The following is a 12,140-nucleotide window of genomic DNA, read 5'->3' as shown; positions in this document are numbered from 1 at the left end:
CGCCCCTCTCTCTCGCCAATGGCCCCGGGGCCACACAGAACGCCCCGGGGCCACGAACAACGCCCTACGAGGCCGCCCCACCCCGCACCGTCGTGCGGAGCGCGCGCCCGACCCGCCGCCGACGGCCCGTCACCGTCGGCGTGTCATCGTCGGCGTGTCACCGACGAACTCCGCGCGACGGTCCCGCCCACCGGGGGGAAGCCTGGCCCCGGTTCAGCCCCGCGCCGCCCACCATTCCCGCAGGCGCTTCTCGGCCTCGTCCTCGCCGAGCACGCCCTCGTCGAGTCGCAGGTCGAGCAGGAAGCGATACGCCTCGCCCACCTCGCGACCCGGCTTCAACCCGAGCACCTCTTGAATGCGGTTACCGTCGAGCTCGGGGCGGATCGAGTCGATCTCCTCCTGCTCGCGGAGCGCCGCGATGCGGGCCTCGATGTCGTCGTACGCGGATGCCAGGCGCTGGGCCTTCCGCTTGTTGCGCGTGGTCACGTCGGCACGCGTGAGGATGTGCAGGCGTTCGAGCTCGTCGCCCGCATCGCGCACGTAGCGGCGGACCGCGGCATCCGTCCACGCTCCCTCGGCGTAGCCGAAGAAGCGCAGGTGGAGCTCGACCAGGCGGGCGACGACGGCCGTGGTCGCGGCGTCGAAACGCAGGGCCTGCAAACGCTTGCGCGCCATGCGCGCGCCCTTGATGTCGTGGTGGTGGAACGTCACTCCACCGCCCGCTTCGAGGCGACGGGTGGCGGGCTTGCCGATGTCGTGCAGCAGCGCTGCCAGGCGCAGGGGCACGTCGGGTGCGGCATCCGGGTGACGCTGCTTCTCGAGCGCGATCGCCTGGCGCAGCACCGTGAGCGAGTGCTCGTAGACGTCTTTGTGGTGGTGGTGCTCATCGACCTCGAGGCGCAGCGCGGGCACCTCGGGCAGGAACTCCTCGATCAGTCCGGTCTCGACGAGCACCCGGATGCCGCGCACGGGGTCATCGGTCTGCAGGAGCCGTACGAGTTCCGCCTGCACCCGCTCGGGGCTGACGATCTGCAGCGAACCGCGCAGCTCGCGGACGGCGTCGAGGGTGTCGGAGTCGACGGCGAAGTCGAGCTGAGACGAGAAGCGAGCCCCGCGCAGCATGCGCAGCGGGTCGTCGCCGAAGCTCACGGACGGGTCGATGGGGGTGCGCAGGCGCCCCGCGACCAGGTCTTCGACGCCGCCGGTGGGGTCGACGAGGGTGCGGGCCGGAACCCGGAGAGCCATCGCGTTGACCGTGAAGTCGCGGCGGCTCAGGTCGGCCTCGAGCGTGTCGCCGAACTCGACGGTGGGCTTGCGGGTGACGCCGTCGTAGCTGTCCGCGCGGTAGGTGGTGATCTCGACCTGTTCGCCCTTCACCCGGGCGCCGATCGTGCCGAAGGCCCGGCCCACATCCCACTGCACCGACGAGACGGGCTTCACCAGCGCGAGGATCTCGTCGGGGCGGGCGTCGGTCGTGAAATCGAAGTCGTGGGTGACGCGGCCGAGCAGAGCGTCGCGCACGGGACCCCCCACGATGGCCAGATCACGACCGGCCTCGGCGAACACGCGAGCGAGCGTGGCGACCACGGGATGCGCGGCGAGCTCCTCGAGGCGCGCGAGACCCTCAGCCATGTTCAGCATGCCTTCGAGCCTATCCGGGGCCGCGGAACGCCACCGAGCGGGGGCCGGATCAATCGTCGGCGAAACCCAAGAAGCCCGTCACCAGCAGCTCGCGCACGCGCGGCAGCAGATCAGCGCGCAGGGCCGCGGCATCCACCTCCATCAACTGCGCGATCGCATCGACGAGGGAGCCCACCGGCAGGTCACCGTCGCAGGCGCCGACGAGCGCCGCCAGACCCGGGTCGACCTCGAGCGTGCGCGCGAAGCCGCCGCCCTGACGCAGCTCGATGACCGAGGGGTCCTCCTCACCCGGGCGGTGATGACGCGCCTCGGTGACGTCGGGGGCGACGCGCAGCACGCTCGCGGCCACGTCCTCGTCGTCGAGCAGGGCCGCACGGTCGTGCGCGGCGAGGGATGCCGACAGGTGCGGCCCGAACGCCGATTCCCCGCCGCCCGAGACGCGCTCGTAGCGCGCGAGCGTGGGTCCACCGGCGAGAGGTCGACGCAGCAGCACGTACCCGAAGCCGACGCCCGTGACTCCGCGTCGGGCGAAATCGTCGAGCCAGGCGTCGATCAGACGCGCGTAGGCGGGAGTGCCGGGCACCGTGCCGCCGTCGCGCACCCACAGCTCGGCGTAGGCGAGGGGGTCGAGCACCTCGCGCTCGATCACCCACGCGTCGAGCGACGGTCCGACCCATCCCCGCACGCGGTCGAGCCCCGACTCGCCCCAGCGGTACTCCCAGTTGCCGAGCGATTGCGCCACCGCGCCGGGCGCGAGGTGCTCCCCGACACCCGAGATGACCGATGCGACGAGCGAGTCGCCCTCCATCCCCCCGTCGCGGTACTCGTACGCGGGCACCCCCGCGACCCGCGGCGTGATGACGAACGGGGGATTGGATGCCACTCGGTCGAAGGTCTCACCGGCGACGGGCTCGAACAGGGAGCCCAGGCGGGTCTCGATCCCGTCCACCCCGTTCACGAGGGCGTTGAGGCGGGTGAAGCGCAGGGCGCGCTCGGAGATGTCCGTCGCGACGACGCGATCGACGAGCCGGCGGAGTCGAAGGGCCTGGATGCCGCAGCCCGTGCCGATGTCGAGGGCAGAGCGCGCGCGACGGGTGAGCTGAAGGCGCGCGAGTGTCTGTGACGCCCCGCCGACGCCGAGCACATGGTCCTCGGGAAGAGGACCCTCGAGGGCTGCTTCATCGAGGTCGCTGGCGATCCACCATTCGACCTCACCCTCGTCGTCGGCGAAGGCCTGAGGCCTCACGAGCACCGCCGGAGTCACGGCATCCCCCGAGATCTCCAACAGACCGAGGGCCGCAGCCCCGTCGACGCGCAGGGTGGGAAGAGCCGCCTCGGCGTCACCGCGGGGGACGGGCAGCCCGAGCCCCCACAGGCGGCCCAGCACGGCGAGGGCGTCGCCGCGATCGCCCAGGGCCCGGGTAGCGGGTCGACGGAGCCCGCGGGCGACGGCGTCGTCGGCCTGTGTTCCCCACGCGTCGCGGAGGGCGGCGCTCGTGTAGCCCGCCGCGCGGAGGTCGTCGGCGAGGGCCTGGCACAGCTGGGGATCGGGTTCGGGGAGCACCGGTCCATTCAACCGTCTGCGCGAGGCTATCGGGGGGCTTGTAGGTACGCGGGCCTAGACTCGCAGGCGGTGCGAGGCCCCCTCGTTCCACCGACGATCGTATGACCGTGACCTCCCAGCCTTCGGGCGCACCCGTGCCGCGGCGCTCCCTCACGCGCCGGCTCCTGGCGACCCTGGCCGCCGGGGCCATCGTCGCGGGCATCGCACTGCCGGTCACGACCGCCTCCGCGGCCACGCCCAGCCCGTCGCCGTCCGCCTCGACATCGCCGTCGGTGCTCACCGCCGCTCCCGCGGCGAACGGCATCCTGCGCCCCGGCGAAGCCCTCTCGGTCGTCGTCAGCGTCGCCGCCGGAACCTCGCCGGCGTCCGCGGGGCCCGTGGCCCTGTCCCTCGGTGCCGCCCCTCTCGCCGACGACGCCGCGATAGACCGATGGCTCAGCGGTGATGCCGCCGGCGTGACGCTTCAGCAGGTCGCCACGGGAACCCTGGATGCCGCGGCCTCCGGCTCGCAATCCACCACGACGCTCACGGCGCTCGGTAACGACCCGGCCCTCGCGAACCGGGGCGCCGGGGTCTACCCGGTGCTCGCGACGAGCGGGGGACTGACCGCACCCAGCGTCGTCGTCGTCCCCGCCGAGACGGGCGCGCAGACCCCGATCGCCCTCGTCGTGCCCATCAAGGCGGCCCCCCTCACCCGCGGCCTGCTCACGGCGAACGAACTGGCCGAGCTCACCGCTGTCGACGGCGCGCTCTCGGCGCAGCTCGACGCGGTCGACGGTACGGCCGCGACCCTGGCGGTCGACCCCGCCATCCCCGCCGCGATCCGCGTGCTCGGCTCCGCGGCCCCGCCCACCGCGGTGTCGTGGCTCCAGCGTCTGATGGCCCTCCCCAACGACCGGTTCGCCCTGCAGTTCGGCGACTCCGACGTCGCGGCTCAGCTGCACGCCGGGCTGACGGCCCCGCTGACCCCCACATCGCTGCAGAACTACATGACCGCGGCCGACTTCGTGCAGCCGGCGCCGGCCGTCTCGGCGGTGTCGACTCCCGAACCCGCCCCGAGCACGACGCCCGGCCAGCCGACCTACCCGTCCCTGTCGACGCTGCTCGACATCGGAGTCGCCACCCCCCACGTCTATTGGCCTGCCACCGGATCCGCGGGTTCGGATACCGTCGCCGCCCTGGGCGCCCTCGGCAGCACCGATGACCCCACCCACGTCCTCATCCCGTCGACGAGCGTCTCGGGCGGCGGCCGGCAGGCCTCCGCCCGCGTCGGAGGGGTGTCCACCCCGGTCTACGACGCCGAGGTCTCGCGTGCTCTCGCCGACGCGGCGGGGCAGAACGACAGCACCCGGCGCGGAGCCTCGTTGGCGGCCGCCCAGGCGTATCTCTCCATCGCACGCGCCGCCACCGGCGACCAGCCGGTGCTCGCCGTCCTCGACCGGGGCACCGACCGCTCTCGTGTGAGCCTGCGCGCGACCCTCGGCCTCGCCGCGACAGCGCCGGGCTTCACGGCCTCGACGCTGCGTACGGTGGCTGCCCTCCCGGCATCCGAGGTCTCCCTCACCACCCCGACCGTCGACGCCGCCCGTGTCGAAGAGGTCCGCAACCTCCTCGGCGACGAACAGAGCATCGACCGCTTCGCCTCGATCCTCGACCAGCCCGAGCTCCTGACCGGGCGCGAACGCGCCGAGGTCCTGCAGGTCACGAACGTCTCGTGGACGGGGGATGCCGCCCGCCAGGCCGTCTCCGACCACCGCGACGCCACGCGCACGACGCTCGACTCCGTCGGCATCCTGTCGTCCGACTTCCGCCTGGTCAGCTCCAGCGCCCCGCTGCGGCCGTGGGTACGCAACGATCTGCCCTGGCCGATCACCGTCGTCATGGCGGTCCGCACCAACGACGTGCGGCTTCGCGTCCAAGACCACACGACCATCGACGCCCAGGCCTCCGCCAACACCCGCGTCGAGGTCCCCGTCGAAGCCCGCATCGCCAACGGCGAGGTCAGCGTCGACCTGCAGCTCTTCAGCCCCACGGGCGTGCCGATCGGTTCGCCTCAGGCGGTCGACGTCGAGGTGCGCGCCGAGTGGGAGAACATCGGCATCGTGGTGGTCATCGCCCTCATCGTCGGCTTCCTGAGCCTCGGAGTGGTGCGCACGGTCGCCCGTCGACGCCGCTTGCGTGCCGAAGAAGCCGCACCTCAGACCCCTCACGACGACGAGCCCGCGGACGGGATCGTCCTGAAAGATCCGGATGCCGACGGGCGCAGCCCCGCGGAAGACGCCGAGGACTTCGAGCACGACGACCAGACACCCCGCGCGACCGCGTCGGAAACCGAGCAGGAGACACGCCCGTGAGCAGTATCGGACGGGCCAGCGTGCTCATCGGAGCCGGGACCATCGCGTCCCGCGTGAGCGGGGTGCTGCGCACCATCGTGCTCGTCGCGGCCATCGGTTCGCAGAGCAGAGCGGGTGACGCCTTCGCCGTCGCGAACCAGCTCCCGAACAACATCTACGCGATCATCTCGACCGGCCTGTTGACCGCCGTGGTCGTCCCGCAGATCGTGAAGGCCGCCGCGCACGCCGATGGGGGACAGGCCTTCATCTCCAAACTGTTCACCCTGGGCACCGTCGGTCTGCTGGGCGCCACCGCTCTCGCGATGATCGCCGCCCCGCTCCTCGTGCAGGTCTACGCGAGCAAATTCACCGGGGACCAGCTCGCGCTCTCGACCGCTTTCGCCTACTGGTGCCTGCCGCAGATCTTCTTCTACGGGCTGTACGCGCTGCTGGGCGAGATCCTCAACGCCCGGCGCGTCTTCGGCCCGTACACGTGGGCGCCGATCGTCAACAACGTCGTGTCGATCGCGGGTTTCGGGGCGTTCATCCTGCTGTTCGGCGGTCCGCAAGAGAACGTGGGCGCGTGGACCCCGTCGATGATCACCCTGCTCGCGGCCACGGCGACGGGTGGGATCGTCGTGCAGACGGTCGTGCTGATGTTCTTCTGGCGCCGCGCAGGGCTCACTCTCCGGCCCGACTTCCGGTGGAAGGGTGTGGGGCTCCGGCACATCAGCCGGCTCGCCGGCTGGACCTTCCTCATGGTGGTCGCCGGCCAGTTGGCGGGCATCGTGCAATCCAACGTGCTCTCCGGGGCCTCCGGCAACGACCCCGCGATCTTCGCCTCGCAGAACGCCTGGCTGCTGTTCATGCTGCCGTACTCGATCATCGTGCTCTCGATCGGAACGCCCTACTTCACGCAGCTCAGCGAGCACGCCGCGGCCGGACGCGACGACGAGGTGCGGGCCGACATCGCGCGCAGCATCCGAACCCTCGGGTTCTTCATCGTCGCCGCCACGGCGGCACTCGCGGTCGCGGCGGTCCCCGCAAGCCGCATCTTCACCAACGGGCCGGAGGAGGCCCTCGCGGCGGCCCCGGTGCTGTGGTCCTTCCTCGTGTGCCTGGTGCCGCTCGCAGTTCTGTTCGTCATCCAGCGGACGTTCTACGCCTACAACGACACCCGCACGCCGTTCTTCTTCACCCTGCTGCAGTGTGCGCTCGTCGCGGGCGGTGCTCTCGCGGCCGGTGCGGTCATCGACCGGTCGGAACTGGCTGCCGGCGTCGCCCTCACCCAGTCGTTCGCCAGCATCGTGCAGGTGATCGTCGCGACGATCCTGCTCCGTCGACGGCTCTCCGGCATCGGCACGGGCTCATGGCTCCCCGCGCTCGGACGCTTCGCCCTGGCTGCGATTCCCGCCGCCGCCGCCGGATGGGGGACCCTGCTTCTCCTGGGCGGACCCGAAGGATGGATGACGAGCAGCGTCGGGGCCGGTATCGCCGGTGCCGCGGTGCTGGGCATCGTCGTCCTCGCCGTGTACATCGGCATCCTGGCCCTCTTCCGCACTCCCGAACTCGCCCCGGCGCTCGCGCTCGGTCGGCGGTTCCTCCCCAAGCGCTAGCCCCGGCGCTGCGGAATACCCCGCGGCTACCATGGGTTTCATCCGACGGAATCAACGAGAGGAAGGCGCAACCGTGCGTCACGTCATCATCATCGGATCGGGCCCGGCCGGATACACGGCCGCCATCTACGCTGCCCGAGCCAACCTCGAGCCCCTCGTCGTCGCGAGCTCCGTCGAAGCCGGCGGCGACCTCATGAACACGACCGAGGTCGAGAACTTCCCCGGGTTCCCCGACGGCATCCAGGGCCCCGACCTCATGGCCAAGATGCAGGCGCAGGCCGAGCGCTTCGGTGCCCAGGTGCTGTACGACGACGTCGTGTCGCTCGAGCTCGACGGCCCCGTCAAGAAGATCACGCTCGGCAGCGGCAAGGTCGAAGAAGCAGTCTCGCTCATCTACGCGACCGGCTCGGCCTACCGCAAGCTCGGACTCGAGGGGGAAGATCGCCTCTCCGGCCGTGGGGTCTCGTGGTGTGCCACGTGTGACGGCTTCTTCTTCCGCGACCGCACGATCGCCGTGGTCGGCGGTGGCGATTCGGCGATGGAAGAGGCCAACTTCCTGACCAAGTTCGCGTCGAAGGTCTACATCATCCACCGCAAGGACTCGCTCCGCGCGTCGAAGATCATGCAGGAGCGCGCCTTCGCGAACCCCAAGATCGAGTTCATCTGGAACAGCGCCGTCGACGAGATCCTCGGTGAGGACGCGGTCAACGGCGTGCGTCTGCGCTCGACCGTCGACGACTCGACCCGTGAGCTGCCCCTCGACGGTCTGTTCGTCGCGATCGGCAACGACCCGCGCACGCACCTCGTGCACGACAAGCTGCAGCTCACCGACCAGGGCACCATCTGGGTCGACGGCCGTTCGTCGCGCACCTCGGTCGACGGCGTGTTCGCCGCCGGTGACGTCATCGACCCGACCTATCGCCAGGCGATCACGGCCGCGGGCAGCGGAACGGTCGCGGCTCTCGACGTGGAGCACTTCCTCGCCGCGCGCGGTGAGGCCGGCGAGCCCGCCGTCGCCGAGAGCCCCATCGAGGGACTCCCCGACGCCGCGGTCGTCTGAGGAACAAAACCGCGCTCACCGGCGTTTTCACGAACTGACGCTTTCATCTAAGGAGAAATGCAATGACTGCCAAGGCGACGACCTCCGCAACGTTCGAGCAGGACGTCCTGCAGGCCGACGGACCCGTTCTCGTAGACTTCTGGGCCGAGTGGTGCGGCCCGTGCCGCATGGTCGCTCCCGTCCTCGACGAGATCCAGAACGAGAACGCGGGCAAGATCACCGTCCTCAAGCTCAACGTCGACGAGAACCCCGACCTCGCGATGAAGTACCAGATCACCTCCATCCCCGCGATGAAGGTCTTCCACGGCGGTGAGGTCAAGACGACCATCATCGGCGCGAAGCCCAAGTACGCTCTCGAGCAGGATCTCGCCGCTTTCCTCGGCTAAGACCTGCCGTGTGAACGTCCCCGGTGCCGTATGGTGCCGGGGACGTTTGCGTTGTGGGTGCCGGGCTCGTCACGACGATCACAGGTATGGCCGCCTCTGACGACGTGTGCAGGGGCGGCGTCGAACGCCGGAGCGCGGGGGCTCCCCCCGCTGTCGAAGCCGTTGCGCCATGACCTCGAATGAACCGCGGAGTCGGGGCCCGGGAGGGAAGACAGCGCCCTTGGTACGAGAAGAGGCACGAATGTCTCTGAGGGACCGTGAGCGCCCCTCAGGAGACGTCGAGACGAACGCTGGCGTCCCAGCGGCGGTGTGGCTCTTCTTCGCCCAGAATGCGCCACACAGCCTTCGTGAGGGCGGGGTAGTCGAGAGCGATCTGTCGGAGCACGCGGTAGTTGCGCGCGCGGGTCGGTCGGACGCCGCCATTCTCCGAGATGTTGTCAGCCCGCAGGATGAGCACGACCAGTTCGTCGACGCTCGGAAGATCCTCCATGAAGTCCCACGGGTCTTCTCCACCGCGCAGGCGCTCGTGGATGAGGACCGCGAGTTCGTCGGAGGCCTCCGCGCGCAGTAGCTCGAGGCTGGCGCGACGGCGGGGAGTGTCGTCGTTCGCTGTCACCATTCCAGGTTACGTCGAGGGACCGACACCAGGCCTCGAAAGTCGCTCGCTGCCCGGGAGACGCTCATCAGCGGCAGGCCTCTCAGCCGGTGTATCCCTCTTCACCCAGGGTGGCGAGGATGCGATTCAGATCCTGAATGCTCGCGAAATCGATGCTGATCTGGCCTTTTTTTGCGCTCAGCGAAACGCGCACCTTCGTATCGAAGCGATCCCCGAGCCGATTGGCGATGGCATCCAGACCCGATCGCTGCGATCCTGCCTTGGGCTTCTGGCGGAGGGGGGCGACGCCCGGCATCTTCGCGGCGGCTTCGGCCGCCCGCACGGAGAGATCTTCGTTGACGATCTTGTCGGCGAGCTTCTGCATCTCTTTGGGGTCATCCAACGAGAGGATGGCACGAGCATGTCCAGCGCTCAGGACACCCGCGGCGACGCGCTGCTGCACGGCGACCGGTAGCTTGAGCAGGCGAATGGTGTTGCTGATCTGGGGGCGGGAGCGGCCGATGCGCGTTGCGAGCTCCTCCTGCGTGATACCGAAGTCCTCCAGCAGCTGCTGATAGGCGGAGGCTTCTTCCAGCGGATTCAGCTGCGAGCGGTGAAGGTTCTCGAGCAGAGCATCGCGGAGCAGGTACTCATCATCCGTCTCGCGGACAACGGCAGGAATCGTCTCGAGTCCCGCCTCGCGCGAGGCGCGGGTGCGACGCTCGCCCATGATCAGCTCGAACGTGCCATCGCCCTTATCCCGGACGACGACCGGCTGCAGGACTCCGAACTCGCGGACGGAGTGGACGAGCTCCGCGAGGTCGTCCGCGTCGAAGTTCGTGCGTGGTTGGCGTGGGTTGGGAACGATCGACTTCGGGTCGATGTGAACGAGCCGCGCACCGGGGACGGTGACGAGGTTGTCGTCGGACGACTCCGGAGCGGCGGTCTCCGCGGCAGCGTCCGAACTCTTCGTGTTGCCGTCGGGAAAGAAGACGTCGACGGGACGCGCCTCGGACGGCTCCATGGTGGGGATGAGGGCGCCGATACCGCGGCCCAGACCGGTCCTCTTAGCCATCAGGAACCCTTCTTGGTGGTGTCGCGAGCGACGATCTCGACCGCGGCCTCGCGATAGGCGATGGCGCCCGCTGATTGGCCATCGTACGCGATGACGGTCTGCCCGAAGCTCGGGGCTTCAGAGACGCGCACGGATCGAGGGATGACGGTGTTCAGGACCTCGTCGGTGAAGTGCGAGCGAACTTCCTCGGCGACCTGCTGGGCCAACCGCGTGCGACCGTCATACATGGTCAGCAGGATCGTCGACACGTGAAGACCGGGGTTCAGGTGCTTCTGAATCATCTGCACGCTGCCGAGAAGCTGACTGAGGCCCTCGAGCGCGTAGTACTCGCACTGGATAGGTATGAGCACTTCGTCTGCTGCGGTGAATGCGTTGATCGTCAGAAGGCCGAGGGAGGGAGGGCAGTCGATGATGACGAAATCGAGGTGGTTGCCCTCGATGTCGAGATAGTCGCGCAGAGCCCCACGGAGGCGGTGCTCACGAGCGACCTGCGATACCAGTTCGATCTCGGCCCCGGCGAGATGGATCGTGCTGGGTGCGCACAGCAGCTTCGGGGACTCCGGACTGGTCTGAATGATGTCCGCGAGAGGAAACTCATCGATGAGGACGTCGTACACGCTGGGCGTGTCCGCGTTATGTGCGACACCCAGTGCCGTGGACGCGTTGCCCTGTGGGTCGAGGTCGACGACGAGAACACGAGCTCCCACCGACACCAGGGCCGCTGCGATGTTAACGGCGGTCGTAGTCTTCCCCACCCCGCCCTTCTGGTTCGAGACCGTGAACACGCGGGTGCGACCCGACAGCTCCACGGTCGTCTCTTCCAGGGTGCGCCGGCGCGCCGAGAGATTCGCGATCTCCCGAGCGATGGGGGAGTCGTCGAACGACGTCGACGCGGGCGCCTCATCGGACTGTTTCACGTGAAACGCACCTCTCCCTCGGCAACCCGCTCAGTCTACCCGCGCTCTGGCCCGCTCATGATGGACGGCTGGCGTGGCTGTGTATTCAAAGCTTGTCGATCGTGGCTCACCCGGCCTTCTCGAGCGCCCAGCTCGTTGCAGGGAGTTCCTGCGCTCCACCATCAGGCGGCCAGCGAAGCGCACCGAGAGCGACGACGCGCCGCCACACGCGCCTGTGGTCATTCACGTTTCACGTGAAACATGCAGACGGTGAGCGTACGCACGTCCGTCCTCCGACGGCTCCGATTCCAGCTCTGTGCGGCTCCGCGCTCACATCTGAGTGGCCTCAACGCCCCGAAGGGTCCCTGCACGGCGTCCCCATAATCGCCGGCGTTTCACGTGAAACGTTCGTGACGGGGCATTGGATTCCCCCTTGGCGATCGTGCCGATGTCCTGAAGTCGCGTCGGGTCTAGTCACGAGATGCACTTGAGCGGTAATTGCCAGGCGCCGGGGGAGAGCGAGAGGCCGCTTCCCGCGCGCGTCCATCCGCGTCTCCGTCGAGGTGCAGAGAGTAGGTCACAGACTCCACAACAGTAGACGGGAGTCACGATCGAGCAGCCTCTCGACAGTCGAAGAACCTGGGGAGGACACACTCCGACGGTTCAGCTGCACCCGCGCCCTGCGTCTCGTCTCGTCTCGTCCCGACCGGCTTCGGATCACGTTTGCCCGCGTTTCGGTGGACGAGCGCCGGGGAGAGCGGCACTCGACTTTGAACCCCAAAGAGCGACTGGGGACTCCCGCAAGACCCGACGGCACTCGACACCCTCATCGAAAAGGTTGAGCGCAAGCTGTCGAGGTCTCGGGAGACAGTAGGCGTCCGTTCGGATGCGGCTGTCTCCAATGTGTCGTCGTACCGTGGACGCCTGGCAGTTCACGATGTCACCCTGCTCAGCGTACGTTCACCCTCGCCCAG

General features: G+C 69.1%; 9 protein-coding genes. 4 read left to right on the top strand and 5 right to left on the bottom strand.

The genetic code is table 11. From position 1 onward, the window contains the following. Positions 1–213 precede the first annotated feature (213 nt). The gene (locus tag MTE01_RS09435; protein ID WP_141377073.1) at positions 214–1,641 is read right to left on the bottom strand and encodes a CCA tRNA nucleotidyltransferase; all 1,428 of its coding nucleotides are present in this window, start codon (positions 1,639–1,641) and stop codon (positions 214–216) included. A 49-nt stretch (positions 1,642–1,690) separates the two neighbouring features. After that, complete coding sequence (locus MTE01_RS09430; RefSeq protein ID WP_141377071.1) at positions 1,691–3,205, bottom strand: DUF7059 domain-containing protein; 1,515 nt, start codon at positions 3,203–3,205, stop codon at positions 1,691–1,693. Positions 3,206–3,312: 107 nt separating this feature from the next. Here MTE01_RS09430 and MTE01_RS09425 point away from each other — a divergent pair, with 107 nt between their 5' ends. From MTE01_RS09425 to trxA, 4 genes are all read left to right on the top strand, one after another. Further along, the gene (locus MTE01_RS09425) at positions 3,313–5,559 is read left to right on the top strand and encodes a DUF6049 family protein (protein ID WP_141377068.1); all 2,247 of its coding nucleotides are present in this window, start codon (positions 3,313–3,315) and stop codon (positions 5,557–5,559) included. Continuing rightward, on the top strand, positions 5,556–7,154 hold the full coding sequence (gene murJ, locus MTE01_RS09420) for a murein biosynthesis integral membrane protein MurJ (protein WP_141377067.1): 1,599 nt from the start codon (positions 5,556–5,558) through the stop codon (positions 7,152–7,154). The genes MTE01_RS09425 and murJ overlap by 4 nt, the downstream gene beginning before the upstream one ends. A 73-nt stretch (positions 7,155–7,227) precedes the next feature. Continuing rightward, positions 7,228–8,214, top strand: a complete 987-nt coding sequence (trxB, locus tag MTE01_RS09415; protein ID WP_141377065.1) for a thioredoxin-disulfide reductase — start codon at positions 7,228–7,230, stop codon at positions 8,212–8,214. Between the two features lie 62 nt (positions 8,215–8,276). After that, entirely contained in the window at positions 8,277–8,600 is a 324-nt protein-coding gene (gene trxA / locus MTE01_RS09410) for a thioredoxin (protein WP_103207476.1), read from the top strand. 268 nt (positions 8,601–8,868) lie between these two features. On the opposite strand, the gene MTE01_RS09405 is transcribed toward trxA, so the two are convergent. From MTE01_RS09405 to MTE01_RS09395, 3 genes are all read right to left on the bottom strand, one after another. Then, positions 8,869–9,219 (bottom strand): tryptophan synthase subunit alpha, encoded by a 351-nt coding sequence (locus MTE01_RS09405; RefSeq protein WP_103207473.1) that lies wholly within the window; start codon positions 9,217–9,219, stop codon positions 8,869–8,871. 79 nt (positions 9,220–9,298) lie between these two features. Continuing rightward, entirely contained in the window at positions 9,299–10,270 is a 972-nt protein-coding gene (locus MTE01_RS09400; RefSeq protein ID WP_103207470.1) for a ParB/RepB/Spo0J family partition protein, read from the bottom strand. Continuing rightward, positions 10,270–11,187, bottom strand: a complete 918-nt coding sequence (locus MTE01_RS09395; RefSeq protein WP_141377062.1) for a ParA family protein — start codon at positions 11,185–11,187, stop codon at positions 10,270–10,272. Before MTE01_RS09395 ends, MTE01_RS09400 begins: the two co-directional genes overlap by 1 nt. Positions 11,188–12,140: the final 953 nt, after the last annotated feature.

This window comes from Microbacterium testaceum, assembly GCF_006539145.1.
GTDB classification, from domain to species: domain Bacteria; phylum Actinomycetota; class Actinomycetes; order Actinomycetales; family Microbacteriaceae; genus Microbacterium; species Microbacterium testaceum.
The sequence above is the reverse complement of the archived record's forward strand: the minus strand, read 5'-3'. Positions and strand labels throughout refer to the sequence as shown.